The organism is Neisseria sp. HMSC15G01 (assembly GCF_001808255.1).
GTDB lineage: Bacteria > Pseudomonadota > Gammaproteobacteria > Burkholderiales > Neisseriaceae > Neisseria > Neisseria subflava_A.
The window spans coordinates 158,896-179,561 of sequence record NZ_KV792670.1; the positions used below are offsets into that span (position 1 = coordinate 158,896).

Annotated in this window: 22 protein-coding genes; 13 read left to right on the forward strand and 9 right to left on the reverse strand. The window is 47.4% G+C overall.

The features are described 5' to 3' along the window. Positions 1-38 precede the first annotated feature (38 nt). A complete protein-coding gene (locus tag HMPREF3139_RS04480) occupies positions 39-581 on the forward strand; it encodes an opacity family porin (RefSeq protein WP_049344773.1) in 543 nt (180 codons plus the stop codon). Positions 582-692: 111 nt separating this feature from the next. On the opposite strand, the gene HMPREF3139_RS04485 is transcribed toward HMPREF3139_RS04480, so the two are convergent. From HMPREF3139_RS04485 to ruvB, 7 genes are all read right to left on the reverse strand, one after another. Beyond that, a complete protein-coding gene (locus tag HMPREF3139_RS04485; protein ID WP_070460834.1) occupies positions 693-1,061 on the reverse strand; it encodes a VanZ family protein in 369 nt (122 codons plus the stop codon). Beyond that, positions 1,058-1,267, reverse strand: a complete 210-nt coding sequence (locus tag HMPREF3139_RS04490) for a dioxygenase (protein ID WP_070460836.1) — start codon at positions 1,265-1,267, stop codon at positions 1,058-1,060. Before HMPREF3139_RS04490 ends, HMPREF3139_RS04485 begins: the two co-directional genes overlap by 4 nt. A 103-nt stretch (positions 1,268-1,370) precedes the next feature. Beyond that, positions 1,371-1,949, reverse strand: a complete 579-nt coding sequence (gene pth, locus HMPREF3139_RS04495) for an aminoacyl-tRNA hydrolase (RefSeq protein WP_070460838.1) — start codon at positions 1,947-1,949, stop codon at positions 1,371-1,373. 54 nt (positions 1,950-2,003) lie between these two features. After that, a complete protein-coding gene (locus HMPREF3139_RS04500) occupies positions 2,004-2,276 on the reverse strand; it encodes an RnfH family protein (protein WP_070460839.1) in 273 nt (90 codons plus the stop codon). Beyond that, positions 2,269-2,700 carry a type II toxin-antitoxin system RatA family toxin gene (locus HMPREF3139_RS04505; protein WP_070460841.1) on the reverse strand — a complete coding sequence of 144 codons (432 nt, stop codon included), beginning with the start codon at positions 2,698-2,700 and terminating at the stop codon, positions 2,269-2,271. Before HMPREF3139_RS04505 ends, HMPREF3139_RS04500 begins: the two co-directional genes overlap by 8 nt. A 90-nt stretch (positions 2,701-2,790) precedes the next feature. Continuing rightward, positions 2,791-4,698, reverse strand: coding sequence for an ATP-binding cassette domain-containing protein (locus HMPREF3139_RS04510; RefSeq protein ID WP_070460843.1), 1,908 nt, complete (start codon positions 4,696-4,698; stop codon positions 2,791-2,793). Positions 4,699-4,820: 122 nt separating this feature from the next. Beyond that, positions 4,821-5,852, reverse strand: coding sequence for a Holliday junction branch migration DNA helicase RuvB (ruvB, locus tag HMPREF3139_RS04515; protein WP_070460845.1), 1,032 nt, complete (start codon positions 5,850-5,852; stop codon positions 4,821-4,823). Between the two features lie 216 nt (positions 5,853-6,068). Between ruvB and cmk the strand changes: the two genes are divergently transcribed. From cmk to HMPREF3139_RS04565, 10 genes are all read left to right on the forward strand, one after another. Next, positions 6,069-6,728, forward strand: coding sequence for a (d)CMP kinase (gene cmk / locus HMPREF3139_RS04520; protein WP_070460846.1), 660 nt, complete (start codon positions 6,069-6,071; stop codon positions 6,726-6,728). A gap of 154 nt (positions 6,729-6,882) precedes the next feature. Then, positions 6,883-8,568 carry a 30S ribosomal protein S1 gene (gene rpsA / locus HMPREF3139_RS04525; RefSeq protein ID WP_141743133.1) on the forward strand — a complete coding sequence of 562 codons (1,686 nt, stop codon included), beginning with the start codon at positions 6,883-6,885 and terminating at the stop codon, positions 8,566-8,568. A 10-nt stretch (positions 8,569-8,578) separates the two neighbouring features. Continuing rightward, on the forward strand, positions 8,579-8,893 hold the full coding sequence (locus HMPREF3139_RS04530; RefSeq protein ID WP_003678992.1) for an integration host factor subunit beta: 315 nt from the start codon (positions 8,579-8,581) through the stop codon (positions 8,891-8,893). Positions 8,894-9,153: 260 nt separating this feature from the next. Continuing rightward, positions 9,154-10,290 carry a cell division protein ZapE gene (gene zapE / locus HMPREF3139_RS04535; protein ID WP_049333700.1) on the forward strand — a complete coding sequence of 379 codons (1,137 nt, stop codon included), beginning with the start codon at positions 9,154-9,156 and terminating at the stop codon, positions 10,288-10,290. A gap of 94 nt (positions 10,291-10,384) precedes the next feature. Beyond that, positions 10,385-10,810: a nucleoside-diphosphate kinase gene (gene ndk / locus HMPREF3139_RS04540; protein WP_004519785.1), complete on the forward strand. Its 426-nt coding sequence runs from the start codon at positions 10,385-10,387 to the stop codon at positions 10,808-10,810. A 168-nt stretch (positions 10,811-10,978) separates the two neighbouring features. Further along, positions 10,979-12,067, forward strand: a complete 1,089-nt coding sequence (gene rlmN / locus HMPREF3139_RS04545; protein ID WP_003683577.1) for a dual-specificity RNA methyltransferase RlmN — start codon at positions 10,979-10,981, stop codon at positions 12,065-12,067. An 8-nt stretch (positions 12,068-12,075) separates the two neighbouring features. Beyond that, positions 12,076-12,831 carry a type IV pilus biogenesis/stability protein PilW gene (pilW, locus tag HMPREF3139_RS04550; RefSeq protein ID WP_063075505.1) on the forward strand — a complete coding sequence of 252 codons (756 nt, stop codon included), beginning with the start codon at positions 12,076-12,078 and terminating at the stop codon, positions 12,829-12,831. Beyond that, positions 12,832-13,716, forward strand: coding sequence for a helix-turn-helix domain-containing protein (locus tag HMPREF3139_RS04555; protein ID WP_070460848.1), 885 nt, complete (start codon positions 12,832-12,834; stop codon positions 13,714-13,716). It abuts the gene before it with no gap. Position 13,717: 1 nt separating this feature from the next. After that, complete coding sequence (ispG, locus tag HMPREF3139_RS04560; RefSeq protein ID WP_070460849.1) at positions 13,718-14,983, forward strand: flavodoxin-dependent (E)-4-hydroxy-3-methylbut-2-enyl-diphosphate synthase; 1,266 nt, start codon at positions 13,718-13,720, stop codon at positions 14,981-14,983. Positions 14,984-15,016: 33 nt separating this feature from the next. Then, positions 15,017-15,862, forward strand: coding sequence for a DUF817 domain-containing protein (locus HMPREF3139_RS04565; protein ID WP_070460851.1), 846 nt, complete (start codon positions 15,017-15,019; stop codon positions 15,860-15,862). Between the two features lie 58 nt (positions 15,863-15,920). Here HMPREF3139_RS04565 and HMPREF3139_RS04570 read toward each other — a convergent pair whose 3' ends face one another. Both HMPREF3139_RS04570 and HMPREF3139_RS04575 read right to left on the reverse strand, forming a co-directional pair. Beyond that, the gene (locus HMPREF3139_RS04570; protein WP_070460853.1) at positions 15,921-17,462 is read right to left on the reverse strand and encodes an L-lactate MFS transporter; all 1,542 of its coding nucleotides are present in this window, start codon (positions 17,460-17,462) and stop codon (positions 15,921-15,923) included. Positions 17,463-17,685: 223 nt separating this feature from the next. Then, positions 17,686-18,267, reverse strand: coding sequence for a superoxide dismutase (locus HMPREF3139_RS04575; protein WP_070460856.1), 582 nt, complete (start codon positions 18,265-18,267; stop codon positions 17,686-17,688). A 154-nt stretch (positions 18,268-18,421) separates the two neighbouring features. On the opposite strand from HMPREF3139_RS04575, the gene dnaB reads away from it, so the two are divergent. Together dnaB and HMPREF3139_RS04585 are read left to right on the forward strand one after the other, a co-directional pair. Further along, positions 18,422-19,828: a replicative DNA helicase gene (gene dnaB / locus HMPREF3139_RS04580; RefSeq protein WP_070460859.1), complete on the forward strand. Its 1,407-nt coding sequence runs from the start codon at positions 18,422-18,424 to the stop codon at positions 19,826-19,828. A gap of 157 nt (positions 19,829-19,985) precedes the next feature. Beyond that, positions 19,986-20,654: a GspH/FimT family pseudopilin gene (locus HMPREF3139_RS04585; protein ID WP_070460935.1), complete on the forward strand. Its 669-nt coding sequence runs from the start codon at positions 19,986-19,988 to the stop codon at positions 20,652-20,654. The last annotated feature ends 12 nt before the right edge of the window (positions 20,655-20,666 follow it).

A 20,666-nucleotide genomic window follows, 5' to 3' on the forward strand; every position in this document is an offset into this window, starting at 1 on the left:
TTATCCACTACTCCTAATCCTACATTAAGGACAAAACAATGAAAAAAGTTCTGGTAACACTGATTGCTCTTTCCCTGCCTGCATTTGCATTGGCTGATGAAACCAAAGGTTTTTATGTTCAGGCTGATGCTGGTCATGCTACTGTAAAACTGGGTGGCGCATCAATTAAAGGCTTTAGCCCTCGTATTTCTGCAGGCTACGATTTCGGCGATTTCCGTGTTGCTGCCGACTATACGCATTATAAATCTGCAAAGATTAATGTACCTTCGGTATATGCTGAGGCTAAATATCACAGTGCCGGTGTATCTGCTATTTATGATTTTGACCTGCAAGCTCCTGTAAAACCTTATGTAGGTGTTCGCCTGGGTCTTAACCACTCTACTCATAAATATCAAACAGCCGAACAAACAGCTGAACGTAAGGATACTAAAATTGGCGTAGGTGCAATGGCTGGTGTAAGTTATGATGTAACTCAAAATGTAGCACTGGATGCAGGCTATCGCTATAACCACTGGAGCAAGATCAATAACGTTAAGCTCCATTCCCACGAAGTATCTGCCGGTGTACGCGTAAAATTCTAATATTTAAATACTTGGCATGAAGTAACGATTGCTTCATGCATCAAGTAACAAAAGGCCGTCTGAAACCTGTTTCTCAGGATTTTAGACGGCCTTTAAGTTGTTTAAATATGTCTAACTTTTTGCTGCTTTTACTTTTGCTGCAAACCACAGCGCCGCAGCCGTACCTGCCATATCGGCAATGCCGTCCGCGATCGAACCCTGGCGCGTAGTAGTCAGAAATGCCTGAGCCAGCTCGCTTCCTATTGCAAACAATAAAGCGGCAAACAGAATGCCTTTATGGGGAATATTCCTATTGTCTTGAATAAATATTTTTGCGCACAGCCATGCCTGTCCGAAAAACAGTCCGAAATGGCCAACTTTATCAAAATGGGGAAATGGTGGAGCGCTATTGCCGCCCTCTTTGAAAAGTAAGGCATAAATGGCGGCGGCAAACCAAATACAGGCAGCGACAGTAAATTTGTTTAATGGTAAGGCTTTCATTTCTCGGCCTCTTCATCCAGCCATGTTTGGCAGATGTCTGCCAAGCGGACAAATTTCCCACCCCGAGCCTTCAAAATATCACGCCATTGTGCCACTTCTTCAGCATCCGGGGCATCTTCAATACTGCATTCGTAAAGGCAGAAGTCTAATGTTTCGCCAACAATGCCTGGGGCTTCGGTCTGCATAAGGCTGGTCAGTTCGTTCATATTTACTGTTTCTTTAATTGGTTTATCGCTAGTCAGATCGCGCTGCCTGTTTTCAGGCCGTCTGAACATGATGTGCAAGGCTGCCCGTTTGATTCGGATACGCTTACTTACTGTGTAAAAAACGTGTTGCTTCTTCCCATTCGCCATTCAACACGGCCGGCAATCCTTGCAGGGATTTGGCGATGGAGTCATCAATTTGCTGTCTGTGTTCCGCTGACGGTTTATTCAACACATAACCGACAACCAGATTACGGTCGCCAGGGTGATCAATGCCCAAGCGCAGGCGGTAGAAATTAGGCGTACCCAAACGAGCCTGAATGTCTTTGAGGCCGTTGTGTCCGCCGTTGCCGCCGCCAAGTTTGAATTTGATACGGCCGCATGGAATATCCAGCTCGTCATGGATCACCAAGATTTCCTCCGGCTTGATTTTGTAAAACTGAGCCAAAGCGGCAACGGCCTGACCGGAGCGGTTCATAAAGGTCATGGGTTTGAGCAGCCAAACATCACCATCAGGCGTAGTGGCGCGTGCTACTTCGCCGTAAAATTTCTTTTCGTCTTTAAAATTAACTTTCCATTTCCACGCCAGTTCATCCAACAGCCAAAAGCCAACATTGTGGCGCGTTTGTTCGTATTCTTGGCCTGGATTGCCCAAACCGACGATTAATTTAATTTTCAAGCTCATTACTGTTCTTTCAGTTTGACAGGCCGTCTGAAAAAGTTTCAGACGGCCTTTGATTTATTCTTGCCCAGCGCGTTTACGTCGCGCTTCTTTCGGATCAATCAACAATGGACGATAAACCTCAATCCGATCGCCATCGCGCAACACAGTCTCACTTTTCACGACCTTGCCGAAAATACCCAAAGGCGCTTGCTGTAAATCCAACTCTGGGAACTCCACCTCCAAACCGCTTTGCAGGGCAGCTTCGCGTACGGTTGTACCTTCGGCAACGGTCATACCCTTCAACACTTGCCTATCGGCTAGTCCGTAAACAATTTCAATCTCAAGCATAGCGGCGGTCGGCCTCTTTAATAAAAGCATCCACCAATGTACCGGCGAGATGGCCGAACACCGGGGAAATCATGGCAGAGAGTATGGCATTGGAGAAATCGTATTCTAATCTGAATTCGACTTTACACATATCATCGCCCAAGTCGATAAATTTCCAAGTGCCACGCAGGATTTTAAACGGCCCTTCGAGCAAATCCATGCGGATTTCCTGCCCCGGGATATTGTGATTGTGCGTCGCAAATGATTGCTTGACACGCATATAGTCCATAAACAGGCGCGCTTTTAGTTCGTTGCCTTTGCGTTCGATGACTTCGGTCTTGCTATACCACGGCAAAAATTTTGGATAGTCCTCAACTTTGTCCACCAGCTCAAACATTTCCTTAGCGCTATGCAGCACCAATACGTTTTTCTCGACTTTTTTCATGTTGGTTGTAGACCTTGTTTTTGAATATTCGGGGTTCAGACGGCATGATTTAGAAAAATATCTGCCCTACTTTGGGACAAAATTCCTAATTTAAACCGCTTCGCCATTTTGTTTCGCTTCCAGCCATTCCCAGCGTTCCAGCTTTTCCAAAAGCGACATCTCAATTTCTTCAGCCCTGCTTTGCAATGCACCTGCTTTTTCGTAATCTTTGAAAATTTCAGGATCGGAAAGCTGGGTATTGATTTCAGCCTGCTCGGTTTCCAAAGCGGCGATTTCATCAGGCAGGGCATCGAGTTCGCGCTGTTCTTTATAAGAAAGTTTGACCGTGCGGTTGGCTTTGGGTTTGATTTTTTCAGGCTCGGCAACCGCTTTAGGCGCAGAGGCCGTCTGAATTTTATCTTCCCGCGATTTTGCGTCGATATAGTCCTGATAGCCGCCGATGTATTCTTTCAGACGGCCTTGTCCTTCGAAAACAATGCTTTGAGTAATCACATTATCCAAGAACATACGGTCATGCGAGACAAGGAATACCGTGCCTTGGTAATCTCGCAACAGGTCTTCGAGCAGCTCTTGGGTATCGATGTCCAAGTCGTTGGTCGGTTCGTCCAAGACCAGGATATTGGCAGGGCGGGTAAAGAGTTTTGCCAACAGGAGTCGGTTGCGTTCGCCGCCGGAGAGTGATGAAACGGGACTTTGTGCGCGGGCTGGATGGAACAGGAAATCTTCCAAATAGCTCATCACATGCTTTTTCTTACCACCGACTTCAACGTAATCATTGCCCTGTCCGAGCGTGTAAAACACGGTGTCGTTTTCGTTCAACGCGCTGCGGAACTGGTCGAAATAAGCAACTTCCTGTTTACTGCCGATACGGATTCTGCCGTAGGTCGGCTGCAATTCGCCCAAAATCAGCTTAAGGAAGGTGGTTTTACCGATACCGTTTGGACCGATTAAGCCGATTTTGTCGCCGCGCTGCAAAATGGCGGAGAATTTGTCCATGATGACTTTGTCGCCATAGGCAAAAGAAGCGTGTTCCAATTCGGCGATGATTTTGCCGCTTTTTTCGCCGCTGTCGAGCTTAAAGTTGACCTGCCCTTGTACATTGCGGCGCTCGGCGCGCTGGCGGCGCAGCTCTTCCAAACGGCGCACGCGGCCTTCATTACGGGTACGGCGCGCTTCGATGCCTTTGCGTATCCATGCTTCTTCCTGAGCATGGAATTTATCAAACAAGCGGTTATGTTCCGCCTCGACTGCCAACTCTTGCGCTTTTTTCTCGCTGTATTTGGAGAACGATCCGGGATAGGAGCGCAGAGTGCCGCGGTCGAGTTCGACGATGCGCGTGGCGATATTGTCCAAAAAACGGCGGTCGTGGGTAATCACAACCAAGCTGCCTTCAAATGCTTTGAGCAGGTTTTCCAGCCAGATAATCGCGTCGATGTCCAAATGGTTGGTCGGTTCGTCCAGTAGCAATACGTCGGGCTTTTGCACCCAAGCCTGCGCCAGGGCGACGCGCTTTTTCTGCCCGCCGGAGAGGTTGCCGATTTTTTCGTTTTCCGGCAAACCGAGTTCGCCCAATGTCTGCTTGACTGCCGCATCCAGTTTCCAGCCGTCCTTCGCTTCGATTTCAAGCTGCAATTCGTTGAGCTCTTTCAACAAAGTCTCACTCGAACCATTTTCCAACTCATGGCTGACATGATGATAACGGCTCAATAAATCGCGAATTTCGCCCAATCCTTCGGCAACGGTATCAAATACGGTTGCATCCTTATCAAAAAAGGATTCTTGCGGCACATAAACGATTTTGAGGTTGTTTTGAACAATAATCTGTCCATCGTCAAGCTTTTGTACACCGGCGAGGATTTTTAAAAACGAAGACTTACCCGCACCGTTGCGGCCGATTAAACCGATTTTCTCGCCGCTGTCGAGTTGAAAAGAAGTTTTGTCGAGCAAGGCGACATGACCGACAGCAAAAGAAGCATTTTCTACGGATAAGATATTCATGGGGAAACTTCAAAAAAGAAAAGGGGAACATTTTAACCAATTATCGGCAGATATTTGCCGACAATCATATGAAATTGAAAGTATCAGGCCGTCTGAAAGCAGTTTTCAGACGACCTTCATTATTATTCTTGAACCTTCAAGCCAAAATGCAGATAGGCTCGTTCGGTTGCTACGCGTCCGCGCGGTGTACGTTGCAAAAAGCCCTGCTGAATCAGATATGGTTCAATCACATCTTCGATGGTATCGGTCGATTCGCCAATCGCAGCGGCCACGTTTTCCAACCCGACAGGACCGCCGCTGAACTTGTGCAAAATCGCCTCAAGGAATTTCCTGTCCATCACATCCAAACCTTGCCCGTCCACATCCAGCATACTCAAAGCCGCATCGGCAATTTCCGCATCAATGATGCCGTTGTTTTTCACATCGGCATAATCGCGTACACGTCGCAAAAGGCGGTTGGCAATACGCGGAGTGCCGCGGCTGCGCTTGGCCACTTCCATAGCGCCCTCGTCGCCCATATCCAACTGCAATAGTTGAGCAGAACGGGCAACAATAGTCGCCAAATCTTTATTCTGATAAAACTCCAATCGGGACACGATACCGAAACGGTCGCGCAACGGATTGGTCAACATACCGGCACGGGTCGTTGCGCCCACCAATGTAAACGGCGGCAAATCGATTTTGACCGAACGCGCGGCCGGACCTTCGCCTATCATGATGTCCAACTGATAATCTTCAAGCGCAGGATAAAGGATTTCTTCAACCACTGGGCTTAAACGGTGGATTTCATCGATAAACAGCACATCATGCGGCTCGAGATTAGTCAACAAGGCTGCAAGGTCGCCAGCACGTTCCAAAACCGGGCCGCTGGTTTGGCGCAAATTAACTCCTAACTCTTTGGCAATAATGTGCGCCAAAGTAGTTTTGCCCAAACCCGGAGGACCAAACAACAAAGTGTGGTCAAGCGCTTCACCACGTTTTTTTGCCGCCTGAATAAAAATAGCTAACTGCTCTTTTGCTTTATCCTGTCCGATATAGTCGTCTAGAGTTTTCGGACGTAAAGCGCGTTCAAGCAATTCTTCCTGAGCGGAAATATTTTGAGCAGTGATAATGCGCTGAGGTTGTGCAGAAGTAAGATTATCGGTTTGTAACATAATGTTTCTAAATTCTAAGACCGTTCCCGACCCGTTGTTTCAGACGGCCCGAACAATCAGATAAAGCGGTTAAATTATGATTTTGGCCATTATACCTGATAAGGCCGAGCCGCTTTTCCCTCAAATCTAAATCACACAAAAATTTTCGTTTTCAGACGGCCAAAGCAACGTATAATAAACGGTTAATTCAAATACCTATCGCATTCAGGAGAACACATGAGCCTCAAGCAAAAAGTTATCGCCATCGACGGCCCCAGCGCATCCGGTAAAGGAACGGTTGCCTCACGCGTAGCCGAAGCCTTGGGTTTTCTTTACCTCGACTCCGGTGCGCTTTACCGCCTGACTGCGCTTTACGCACAAAAACAAAATGTTGCCTGGACAGATGAAGACGCCGTCAGCACACTGGCAGAAACTTTGCCCGCACAATTTGAAGGCAGCGCCGTATTATTAAACGGCGAAGATGTATCCGAGCAAATCCGTACCGAAGCGATCGGTATGGGCGCATCTGCCGTCGCGCAGTTGCCTAAAGTGCGTACCGCCCTTTTGCCACGCCAACGCGACTTCCTAACCGAAAAAGGCTTGGTCGCCGACGGCCGCGATATCGGCTCGGTTATTTTCCCTGATGCTGCATTAAAAATTTTCCTGACCGCAAGTGCCAATGTCCGCGCCCAACGTCGCGCCCAACAACTCGGTATCCCATGCGAAGGCGTTGCATTCGAGCGTATTTTGTCGGACATTGAAGCGCGCGACGAAGCAGACCGCCGCCGCCCTGTTGCTCCGTTGAAACAGCTGCCCGACGCCCTGCTTTTAGATACCGATAACCTTTCTATCGAAGAAGCTGTAAAAAAAGTGCTTGATTGGTATCATAAAGTTTAAAATTTGGAGTATAATCGCGAAGTTTTCATTTCAGACGGCCTGTTAGCCCTATAACAAGGCCGTCTGAAAACATTTCCCAACCTGCCGCGCCAAGGACGGCAGGTCATTTCAAACCTAACCCGCACCCCTTGGCGGTGTACCGAAAAGAGTATATATGACTATGGAAAATTTTGCCCAGCTGCTGGAAGAAAGCTTTACCCTGCAAGAGATGAACCCAGGTGAAGTGATTACTGCCGAAGTAGTCGGCATCGATCAAAACTTCGTTACCGTTAACGCAGGTCTGAAATCAGAATCTCTGATTGATGTTGCTGAATTCAAAAACGCTCAGGGCGAGATTGAAGTTAAAGTTGGCGATTTCGTTACCGTTACCATCGAATCTGTTGAAAACGGCTTCGGCGAAACCAAACTGTCCCGCGAAAAAGCCAAACGCGCTGCCGACTGGATCGCTTTGGAAGAAGCTATGGAAAACGGCGACATCCTGTCCGGCGTTATCAATGGCAAAGTCAAAGGTGGTCTGACTGTTATGATCAACAGCATCCGCGCATTCCTGCCGGGTTCTTTGGTTGACGTACGTCCTGTAAAAGACACTTCTCACTTCGAAGGCAAAGAAATTGAATTCAAAGTGATCAAACTGGACAAAAAACGCAACAACGTTGTTGTGTCCCGCCGCGCTGTTCTGGAAGCTACTTTGGGCGAAGAGCGTAAAGCCTTGCTGGAAAACCTGCAAGAAGGTTCAGTTATCAAAGGTATCGTTAAAAACATCACCGATTACGGTGCATTCGTTGACTTGGGCGGCATCGACGGTCTGTTGCACATCACCGACTTGGCATGGCGCCGTGTGAAACACCCAAGCGAAGTTTTGGAAGTTGGTCAAGAAGTAGAAGCTAAAGTCCTGAAATTCGACCAAGACAAACAACGCGTTTCTTTGGGTATGAAACAACTGGGCGAAGATCCTTGGAGCGGCCTGACCCGTCGTTACCGACAAGGTACCCGCCTGTTCGGTAAAGTATCCAACCTGACTGACTACGGTGCATTCGTTGAAATCGAACAAGGCATCGAAGGTTTGGTACACGTTTCCGAAATGGATTGGACCAACAAAAACGTACACCCAAGCAAAGTTGTTCAATTGGGTGACGAAGTTGAAGTAATGATCCTGGAAATCGACGAAGACCGCCGCCGTATCTCTTTGGGTATGAAACAATGCCAAGCTAACCCTTGGGAAGAGTTTGCCGCCAACCACAACAAAGGCGACAAAATCTCCGGCGCAGTTAAATCTATCACTGACTTCGGCGTATTCGTAGGTCTGCCTGGCGGCATCGACGGCCTGGTTCACTTGTCTGACCTGTCTTGGACTGAAGCCGGCGAAGAAGCTGTACGCAAATACAAAAAAGGCGAAGAAGTTGAAGCCGTTGTATTGGCCATCGACGTTGAAAAAGAACGCATCTCTTTGGGTATCAAACAACTGGAAGGTGATCCGTTCGGCAACTTTATCAGCGTAAACGACAAAGGTTCTTTGGTTAAAGGTTCTGTGAAATCTGTTGACGCCAAAGGTGCCGTAGTTGCTCTGTCTGAAGAAGTTGAAGGCTACCTGCCTGCTTCTGAATTCGCTGCTGACCGAGTTGAAGACCTGACTACCAAACTGAAAGAAGGCGACGAAGTTGAAGCCGTTATCGTTACCGTTGACCGCAAAAACCGCAGCATCCGTCTGTCTGTTAAAGCGAAAGACGCTAAAGAAAACCGCGAAGCGCTGAATTCAGTTAACGCCGCTGCAACTGCCAATGCCGGTACTACCAGCCTGGGCGACTTGCTGAAAGCCAAACTGTCCGGCGACCAAGAATAAGGTTGCAGACATGACGAAGTCTGAATTGATGGTTCGCCTTGCAGAAGTGTTTGCCGAAAAAAATGGCAACCAACTGCTGGCTAAAGATGTCGAATACAGTGTAAAAGTCTTGGTTGATACCATGACCCGCTCACTGGCTCGTGGACAACGTATCGAAATCCGCGGCTTCGGCAGCTTCGACTTGAACCACCGCCCTGCCCGTATCGGGCGCAACCCGAAAACCGGTGAACGCGTGGAAGTGCCAGAAAAGCATGTTCCTCACTTCAAACCGGGTAAAGAGTTGCGTGAGCGTGTAGACTTGGCATTGCAAGAAAGTGCTCATTAATACTTAGTAGCAAAACGCCGCAGAAATGCGGCGTTTTTTTGTTTTCACCAAAAATACTAAAGCCGGCTCTTTTCACGCATACCTCAATCACACACTATTTCAACTATATTTACTACAATGCTTTTGCAAAAAACGCAGGCCGTCTGAAATCATTTATAATAGACCGACTATTCTGTAATGAAAACATCATTCCAACTACTGTCCAAACTATTGCGGATGATGTTTCAACTATCGCCAGTAAAGCATAATAAAGGTTACACATGAGCAATAGAGACCAACTATTCACACCACCTCCATTTGAAAACCACAGCCCATTGACTTGGTATCAAGCTGCAGCCGAACAGCCCAACTTTATCCGCGACGAAGCCCAAGCGCGAGCCATTGAATATTTGGATCGTTTATGGACCGAGCTGATGATGTTCAAACGCAAACGCAACCGTTTTCTCGGCCGTAGCTTGCGTTCCCCTCAAGTACCTAAAGGACTCTATTTTTATGGCGGCGTAGGACGCGGTAAAAGCTTTTTGATGGATGCTTTTTTCGGTTGCCTCCCTTATCGCCGTAAGCGTCGCGTGCATTTCCATGCTTTCATGGCCGAAATCCATCAACGCCTTAAAGTCTTGAAAAGCGAAGCCAATCCTTTAAAAGCCGTTGCAACAGAAATTGCCAAAGAAACACGCGTATTATGCTTTGACGAGTTTCACGTCAGTGATATTGCCGATGCCATGATTTTGGGCCGTTTACTGGAAAACCTGTTGAGTGAAGGTGTAGTCTTGGTAGCCACTTCCAACTACGCCCCATCCGAACTCTATCCTCAAGGCCAAAACCGCAGCAGCTTTCTCCCAACCATCGCCCTTATCGAGTCCAACCTGACCGTTTTAAATGTGGATGGCGGCGAAGATTACCGCTTGCGTACGCTGCGTCCTGCCGAAATTTTCTTTGTCCCCAATAATGAAGAAAACGAGCAAAAACTCGCTGCTTTATTTAAAGAAATGAGCGGAATCTCTGAATTAAACCCAGGCATCAGCATTATCCATGGACGGGAAATCCCCCATAAAGCCCAGTCAGAACGCGCCATCTGGTTTGATTTCCGTGCATTATGTTTTGGCCCGCGCTCACAAGCTGACTATTTGTATTTAGCCGAACATTACGAGATGGTTTTCCTTTCAGGATTAGAACGTCTAACCCCGCAAGAAAAAGCAGAAGCACGCCGTCTGACATGGTTAATTGACGTTTTATATGATTTCCGTGTGAAGCTGTGCGCCACTAGCGCAGTTGGCGTAAACGATATTTACGTTGAAGGCGATTTTGCCGAAGAATTTACCCGTACAGCCAGCCGTATGATCGAAATGCAATCTGAAGTCTATTTGGAACAACCACACCTGACTTTAAGCAAATAATGCCTTTCCCAAAAAGGGGCGAAATTTGGTAGAATACACTTCCCTCGCCTCTTGGCTACGGCAACTTACCTATTAATAAAAACAAGGACATAACATGGCCATCGAACGTACGATTTCCATCATCAAACCCGATGCAGTAGAAAAAAACGTCATCGGCAAGATTTACAGCCGCTTTGAAGAAAACGGCTTGCGCATTATTGCGGCGAAAATGAAACATCTCTCTGAGCGTGAAGCAAAAGAGTTTTATGCCGTACACAAAGACCGACCTTTTTATGAAGACTTGGTTAAATTCATGACACGTAATCCCGTTATGATCCAGGTATTGGAAGGTGAAAACGCCGTTGCCAAAAATCGCGAATTGATGGGCGCAACCAATCCAGCCGATGCAGCTCCTGGCACAATCCGTGCCGACTTTGCAGAATCTGTCAGTGTTAATGCCGTACATGGTTCTGACAGCGTTGAAAATGCTGCGATTGAAATTGCTTACTTCTTCAGCCAAAGCGAAATCTGCCCACGCTAAGAGTAAAAGCCTGTAGCCGCTTTACGGCCGTCCGATTCATATCGGACGGCAAAACTGCTTTGTATGTCCTACAAATTAAAGGCCGTCTGAAAACCCAAAGGCTTTTAAAGCAAAGCTGCTCAATAAGCCTCTTTGCTTTAAAAGCTTTACTGAGAAACATAAAAATACATGAAAACCAATCTACTGAATTATGATTTAAACGGACTGACGCAACACTTTGCCGAAATGGGCGAAAAGCCTTTTCGTGCCAAGCAAGTAATGCGTTGGATGCATCAAGCCGGTGCACAAAACTTTGAAGAAATGACTGACTTGGCCAAATCATTGCGCGCCAAGTTGAATGAACAAGCCACAATCGAAGTGCCTAAATTAATGATGGCACAAGAATCTACTGATGGTACACGCAAATGGTTGCTGGATGTCGGTACGGGCAACGGTGTAGAAACCGTTTTCATTCCCGAGGCCGAACGCGGAACTTTGTGTATCTCTTCCCAAGTCGGTTGCGCATTGGAATGCACCTTCTGCTCTACCGGACGACAAGGTTTCAACCGCAACCTGACTGCCGCTGAAATTATCGGTCAGCTTTGGTGGGCAAATAAAGCCATGGGCGTTACCCCTAAAAACGAACGCGTTATCTCCAACGTGGTGATGATGGGCATGGGTGAACCCATGGCAAACTTTGATAATGTTGTTACCGCTTTGAGCATTATGCTGGATGATCACGGCTACGGCTTGAGCCGCCGCCGCGTGACTGTTTCCACTTCGGGCATGGTTCCACAAATGGACAGACTGCGTGATGCAATGCCTGTTGCTTTGGCTGTATCTTTACACGCATCCAACGATGAAGTGCGCGATCAGATTGTTCCTCTCAACAAAAAATACCCGCTCAAAGAATTGATGGCGGCCTGTCAACGTTATCTGGTCAAAGCCCCCCGTGACTTTATTACCTTTGAATACGTTATGCTCGACGGTATCAATGATAAAGCACAACATGCGCGCGAATTGATTGAATTGGTTAAAGACGTACCATGCAAATTCAATCTGATTCCGTTCAATCCTTTCCCAAATTCCGGCTACGAACGTTCTACCAATGAAAATATCCGTGTCTTCCGCGATATTCTGCAACAAGCCGGCTTTGTCGTTACTGTCCGCAAAACCCGCGGCGACGATATCGATGCCGCTTGCGGACAATTGGCCGGACAAGTACAAGATAAAACACGCCGCCAACAAAAATGGCAACAGATTTTGGTCGAACAATAAGGTTAATTATGAAAATCAAGTTCGGATTCGCTTTACTTACCGCACTGACTCTTTCTGCCTGCGCTTCCTCTTCCGGCCCAAGCCCTAAAGAACGTGCCATTCAAGTTTCTAATATCAAAACCCAACTGGCTGTGGAATATATGCGCGGCCAAAACTACCGCCAAGCTACTGAAAGTATCGAAGAGGCGCTTAAGTCCAATTCCAAAAATGACCTTGCTTGGTTGGTACGCGCTGAGATTTATCAGTATTTGAAGGTTAAAGACAAAGCCCAGGAAAGCTTTCTTAAAGCATTGTCTTTAAAACCTGATAGTGCAGAAGTTAACAACAACTACGGTTGGTTTTTGTGCAATCAAATGAATGCACCAGCCGAATCTTTGGCTTATTTTGATAAGGCACTGGCCGACCCGACCTACCCGAGCCCCTTTATTGCCAATATGAATAAAGGCATTTGCAGCGCAAGGTTAGGCCAATACTCTTTAGCCCAAGCCTATTTGGAAAGGTCTTTAGCAGCGAATCCGCAATTCTTCCCTGCTTTCAAAGAACTTGCCCGAACCAAAATGATGGCAGGCAATCTGAACGATGCCGACTATTATTTCCGCCAATACCAAAGCAAAGTTGATGTCCTGCAGGCTGACGATTTACTCTTAGGCTGGCGTTTGGCTACCGCCTTGGGCAATAAACACGCCGCATACGAATATGAAGCCCAACTTAGGGCAAACTTCCCCTATTCAGACGAACTACAAACTGTCACAACGGGCCACTAAATGGAAAATAACGATAAAATCAACTACGACACACAAGCCGCCAAAACATTGGGGGATGAATTACGCAAACACAGAACTGATGCCAAAATCGATATTCAAGATGTTGCTTCACGTTTGAAACTGTCTGCCGAACAAATTGATGCTTTGGAAAAAGGGGAATATTCAGGTTTTCCCGGTTTAGTCTTTGTTTCAGGCTATCTGCGTTCATATGCACGATTTCTGAAAATTGACGAACAAACCATCGCCAAACATTTGCTCTCCATTACTCCGCAACTTGAAGACCATGTATACGCGGTAACACGCAGCACTAACACCGGCTTAAGCTACAAAGACACTGAGAAACAAGGCTTCCCAAAATGGATATTGGGAATAGCCGCATTGGCTTTGGCTGTAGGCGGCGTTTACTTTTGGCAAAGCAAATCCAGTTTTGAAAATGAGCAGGCAAATATTCAGAACAGCAAAGATGTTGCTGATACGATGAAAACGCCTGCCTTAAAAACGGATAATGTTGCCGTTAGCGAAATGACAGAAGACGGCAAAAAAGAAATCACCAATAAGTCTGAAGCGGCTAATGATCAAGCTGCCTCAGCAGCTTCCGCCGTCGTACAAGATGAGAAGCCTGCCGTCAAAGTTGAGAAAGACGAACTTTGGATTAAAGTCCAATACCGAAGCAATCTGATTATTACAGACAAAGATGGAAAAGTAGTATTCAGCCGTATCGTTCCGGCCGGAAGCGAACAACATCTGAGAGGCGGCGCGCCTTACAATGTTTGGATCGGTATTGCAGCCGGCTCTGAAGCCAATTACGGCGGCACACCTATCGAACCTTTGAAATACCGTGTTGCCGGTGAAAAATCCGCCTCTTTTGTTGCAGGAAAAAACTAAAATGACCATACCTAAACGCCGTCTGACACATCAAGTACAAATCGATCATCTCATCGTCGGTTCGGATGCGCCCGTTGTTGTGCAATCTATGACCAATACCGACACCGCAGATGCAGAAGCAACCGCCCGACAGGTCAAAGAGTTGAGCGATGCCGGCTCGGAAATGGTACGCATCACGGTCAATACTCCAGAAGCAGCTTCCAAAGTCGCCGAAATCCGCAGCCGCTTAGACGATATGGGTTATACCACGCCTTTGATTGGTGATTTCCATTTCAATGGCGAACGCTTATTGGCTGAATTTCCCGAGTGCGGCAAAGCCCTGTCTAAATACCGCATCAACCCAGGCAATGTCGGCAAAGGCGCAAAAGGCGATGAGAAATTTGCCTTTATGATTCGTACAGCGGCAAAAAACAATAAAGCCGTACGCATCGGAGTGAACTGGGGTTCGCTTGATCAAAGCCTTGCCAAGCGCATGATGGATGCCAACCTAGCTTCTGCTACACCGAAGCCGCCTGAAGAAATCATGAAAGAGGCTTTGATTGTTTCGGCGCTGGAATCGGCAGAAAAAGCCGTGGCTTTGGGCTTACCTGAAGACAAAATCATTTTGTCGTGCAAAGTCAGCGCCGTACAAGACTTGATTCAGGTTTACCGGGAATTAGGCAGCCGTTGCCGTTACCCGCTCCATCTCGGTCTGACTGAGGCTGGCATGGGCAGCAAGGGCATTGTGGCTTCCACCGCAGCTCTGGCCGTATTATTGCAAGAAGGCATCGGCGACACCATTCGAATCTCCCTAACCCCCGAGCCCGGCAGTTCGCGCACTCAGGAAGTCATTGTCGGTCAGGAAATCCTGCAAACCATGGGCTTGCGTTCCTTCACACCAATGGTTACAGCCTGCCCAGGCTGCGGCCGTACCACCAGCACCGTATTCCAAGAATTGGCGCAAGACGTACAAAACTATTTACGCCAAAAAATGACTATTTGGCGCACTGAGTATCCAGGCGTTGAATCATTGAACGTTGCCGTAATGGGTTGCGTAGTCAATGGCCCGGGCGAAAGCAAGCTTGCCGATATCGGTATCAGCCTGCCCGGTACAGGCGAAACTCCGATTGCACCGGTTTATGTAGACGGTGAACGCAAAGTGACCCTCAAAGGTGACAATATCGCTGCCGAGTTTTTACAAATCGTTGAAGATTATGTCAAAACCAACTATTGCGAAGGTGGCGCAAAACGTAAGCAAAACCGTGTCATTCCAATTCAGTCTGCCTAAAACATTATCAAGATAAAGAGGCCGTCTGAAAATATGTTGGGAAAACTGGATACTTGGCTGACTGAGCATCCCAAACGCAAGGATTTGCATGGTTGGCGACGCTTTATCGTTGAATTTTGGTTCTTCGGTTTGAAAGAAGCACGAGCCTGCTTATTTGCAGGCTTGTTTTTCATTGCCATGTTCCTCATCCCAAAAACAGGCTGGTTAGGGATTTCGCGCTATGACCTGCTGCTGATTTTTGCCATCTCCGTACAAGCAGCCATGCTGTATTTCAAGCTGGAAACTTGGGATGAAGTGAAATCGATTACGCTGTTTCACTTGGTGGGCTTTGCTTTAGAATGGTTCAAAACCTCAGGTGATATCCAGTCTTGGAGCTATCCGGATGAGGCATACACCAAAATTGGCGGCGTACCGCTGTTTGCAGGCTTTATGTATGCCGCAGTCGGCAGCTATATCATTCAAGCATGGCGGCTGTTTGACCTCAAAATCAAAAGCCATCCGCCGTATTGGTTGGGCACTTTGTGCGCACTGGCGATTTATATCAATTTCTTCACCCATCACTATATCGGCGACTATCGCTGGTATCTCGCTGCTTTTGCTCTCGGCCTATACGCCCGGACAACGGTCTTATACACGCCCTATGACACCACTCGCAAAATGCCGCTCCTGCTCGCTTTCGTCCTGATCGGATTTTTCATTTGGCTGGCGGAAAATTTGGGAACCCTATTCGGCGTTTGGCGCTATCCCAACCAAATCGGCGCGTGGGCATCGGTACACATCAGCAAATGGAGTTCATGGGCATTACTGGTGATGATGACTTTTACCATCGTCGCGAATTTAAAACACATCAAACATACCATCAGCGTATCAAAAGATTAGTTATTTAACATTTGAAAAGGCCGTCTGAAACTTTCAGACGGCCTTTAATTTTCAACAATCAATTAAACAAACTTAAGGCTTTAACAAACACCATAATGACGCCATAGCCCAAAGGAATGCAGACCAAAGCCCAGCGCCACCATACGCCGATACCGCCGGCTGATACCTTCTTGCTGATCAGATAGGCATCGGATACAGCGGTTTCATCATCGGGGTTGCCACTATGTGCCGCGACTTTAATGTCTTTTTCGTGATGCTTTTCGTGAACCGAACGGACACTCAAATTACACAACAAACCGACAATCAACAAACCTGCCATAATGTACATGGTAATGCTATAAGCCTCAGCAGCCGGAACGCCACTTTCAATTTGACTTTGGCGGATATAGTTGACCAACACCGGGCCAATAACAGCCGCAGTTGACCATGCCAGCAAAATCCTGCCGTGGATTGCACCGACTTGATAAGTGCCGAACAAATCCTTCAGATACGCCGGAATCGCTGCAAAACCGCCGCCATACATGGAAATGATGACGCAGAATCCAATAACAAACAAAGCCTTGTTCCCGCTCTCGCCAATCGACGGAATGGCAAAATACAACAGCGAGCCGAGCACAAAGAAAATAGTATAAGTATTTTTACGGCCAATTTTGTCGGACACGCTGGACCACAAAAAGCGCCCCCCCATATTAAACAGACTCAACAGGCTCACAAAACCTGCCGCCGCACCCGCACCAATGGCAGCCTGTTTACCGACAGAAGTTTCAGAAAACAGCTCCTGAATCATGACAGAAGCCTGACCCAAAACGCCGATACCCGCCGTCACGTTCAGACACAACACCCAAAACAAGAGCCAGAATTGCGGCGTTTTCATGGCTTGTGAGACATTGACATGATTACTGCTGACCAATTTGCTTTTGATTTTCGGCGCAACATAACCTTTAGGTTTCCAGCCATCGGCAGGTACACGGATCGTAAATGCACCGAACATCATCAACACCAAATAAAACAACCCTAAAACCACAAAAGTCTGCGCGACGCCAACCGAAGTTTCACTGGAGAAAAAACTCATCAGCGATACCGACAAAGGCGAAGCCAACATCGCGCCGCCGCCAAAACCCATAATCGCCAAACCTGTAGCCATGCCTGGTTTATCGGGAAACCATTTCATCAAAGTCGATACAGGCCCGATATAGCCCAAGCCCAAACCAACCCCGCCAATCACACCGTTGCCCAAATAAAGCAAAAACAGATTGTGCGTATGGACGCCGATCGCCGACACAAAAAAGCCCAAGCTAAAGCAGCAGGCGGCAACAAACATTGCTTTACGCGGCCCAACGCGTTCCATCCATGTACCGAACATGGCCGCAGACGCGCCCAACATCGCCAAGGCAATACTGAAAATCCAACCCACCGTGGTCAGCTTCCAATCTCCTGCAGCCGACTCAGTGATACCGATAAGCTTGGTCAGCGGCGCATTGAACACGGAATAAGCGTATATCTGCCCGATGGCAAGATGCACGGCCAAAGCAGCGGGCGGTACCAGCCAACGATTAAAGCCGGGTTTGGCAATGATCGCCTCACGGTCTAAAAATTTCATAAAATCCTCTTGTCTATATGTGTCAAACGCTGATTCCATATCATGCGGAATCGAAAAATTGTTGACAATATTTTAGCATAATCTCTCGTTTATCCTTTTTTCTGCTCCATGATAATTTTGCGCATCAAACAGAAAAAACATTCATCTAAACCATTTCATCACGCCCATATCGACAAAAAGGCCGTCTGAAAATTCTTCAGACGGCCTTTTCATTCATATCGTTTTATGCGGCAAAGCGTTTGGCAACTTCATCCCAGTTAACGATTTCCCAGAAACCTTTCAGGTAGTTAGGACGGCTGTTGCGGTAGTCGATATAGTAGGCGTGTTCCCATACGTCGCAAGTCAACAGCGGAGTGTTTTCAGTAGTCAGCGGAGTACCTGCATTGGAAGTAGAAACCAGATCCAATTCACCGGCAGGCGTTTTCACCAACCATGCCCAACCAGAGCCGAAAGTACCGGCCGCGCAAGCATCGAACGCTTCTTGGAATTTCTCGAAGCTGCCCCATTTGGCATCGATGGCCGCAGCCAATTCGCCGGCAGGTTTGCCTTGGCCTTTAGGGGTAAAGCCCAGCCAGTAGAAAGTATGGTTCCACGTTTGGGCAGCGTTGTTGAACATACCGCCGGAAGATTTTTTCAGGATTTCTTCCAAAGGCATTTCTTCAAACTCAGTGCCTTTGATTTGATTGTTCAAATTGGTGATGTAAGTTTGATGGTGTTTGCCGTAGTGAAATTCCAAAGTTTCTTTGGTCAGATGAGGGGACAACGCATCCAGTTCATAAGGCAATTGTGGCAGCTTGTGTTCCATTTTTATGCTCCTAATTATTGATATTTATATTTTGGTAGTGTGTGTTGTCAAATCGACAACATTGCTATTTTACCTGCTTTAGCCTAAACAAACCAATTGAACTTACACTGCGCTATAATAGTGGATTGCAATTTTCCAGCCAGAGATGCCCGTCATGAGCAATTATTCCGATATGCCGTCTGAAGACCGTGAAATCAGCGCATTGTCACTGCCGCCACATTCCACAGAAGCGGAGCAATCCGTCTTAGGCGGTCTGATGCTGGAAAATTCTGCTTGGGACCGTATTGCCGATGTCGTTTCCGGCGAAGATTTCTACCGCCACGAACACCGCCTGATTTTTCGTGCGATTGCCAACCTGATTAATGAAAGCCGTCCTGCAGACGTCATTACCGTTCAAGAAAGTTTGGAGCGCAATGAAGAATTGGAAGCGGCAGGCGGATTCAATTATCTGATTACGCTGGCGCAAAACACGCCGTCTGCTGCCAATATCCGCCGCTACGCCGAAATCGTGCGCGAGCGTTCCATCATGCGCCAGCTTGCCGAAGTCGGCACGGAAATTGCACGCAGCGCATACAATCCGCAAGGGCGCGATGCAGGCCAGCTTTTGGACGAGGCAGAAAACAAAGTATTCCAAATCGCCGAAAGTACCGCCAAATCCAAACAAGGCTTCCTTGAGATGCCCGACCTTTTGAAAGAAGTGGTCGAGCGCATCGATATGCTTTATTCGCGCGACAATCCTGATGAAGTAACCGGCATATCGACAGGTTTTATCGACCTCGACAAAAAAACATCAGGCCTCCAACCGGGCGATTTGATTATCGTCGCAGGCCGTCCTTCCATGGGTAAAACTGCCTTTTCGATCAACATTGCGGAACACGTTGCCGTAGAGGGCAAGCTGCCTGTCGCCGTATTTTCGATGGAGATGGGCGGTGCGCAGCTGGTTATGCGTATGCTGAGTTCAGTCGGACGTTTAGACCAAAGCGTTTTAAAAACCGGCAGATTGCAAGACGAACACTGGGGCCGTCTGAACGAAGCAGTTGTTAAACTCTCCGATGCACCCATGTATATCGATGAAACTCCAGGCTTGACCGCGCTCGAACTGCGCGCCCGCGCCCGCCGTCTTGCTCGCCAGTTCAACGGTAAATTGGGCTTGATCGTCATCGACTACTTGCAATTAATGTCAGGCTCCGGCCGTTCTGACAACCGTGCTTCCGAACTTGGCGAAATTTCGCGCTCCCTCAAAGCATTGGCGAAAGAGTTGCAAGTTCCCGTCATTGCCCTGTCGCAGTTGAGCCGTACCGTTGAACAGCGTACCGACAAACGCCCGATGATGTCCGACTTGCGTGAGTCCGGCGCAATCGAACAAGATGCCGACTTGATTATGTTCATGTATCGTGATGAATACTACAACTCAGAATCACCCGCAAAAGGCTTGGCGGAATGTATTATCGGCAAACACCGTAACGGTCCAGTCGGGAAAGTATTCCTCACTTGGATGGGTCAATTTACCAAATTTGATAATGCTGCCTATGTTCCAGAATCTATGTTGATGGAAGATTGAGACAGATTGTCTGAAAAACTAACCGAATTTCATATTTTATTAGTCACGCATTCCAAAATCGTTTAGAATAAATCCAATAAAAGCAAAAGCATTGCCACAGGCAAATGCAAAAGAGAAAACGTCAGTTACCCAACACATTACTACCAAAAAATCACTCATGTATCAGACACAAAAAGGCTTCACCCTAATTGAGTTGCTGATCGTCATTACTATTGCAGCAGTAATGGCCGTCATCGCACTTCCCAATATGAATCAATGGATTGCCTCCAGACGTGCGGCATCGCAAGCAGAGCAAATTGCTAATCTGCTGCGTTTCGCGCGAAATGAGGCCGTCCGTCTCAATCTTCCCGTTTACATCTGCCCGGTCAAAATCAAATCCGATGGCTCGCCCAATAATGGTTGCGATTCCAAATATGCCGGTAATGGTATGTTGGCCTACGCCGATAAAAACGGAGATTCCAACTATAAAAACGATACAGTCGATTTATCCATCCGCTCCATTATTCTTAATGGAGATACCGAAAAAGTAGAATACAGCTTCAACTATATCCCTATCGGCAATGACCGTTCTGCCCTCTCTGCTTCAGCTCCAAAAGAAGTCTGGTGGAGATTTCTTCCCAATGGTACATTTGGCCATTCAACTGATGGCAAGGATTATCAATTTTCAGACGGCCACATCAAAATCAGCCTGTCAGATAAATCTGCCACCGATGCTGAAACCAAGAAAGCCCGTGCTACCGTACTTTTAATCAATGGCAATGGGCATGTCGAAATCTGTGCTAAAAACGATGAGCGCAAAATGTGTGAATACACTTCCAAAGAATAACAACGGTATCTT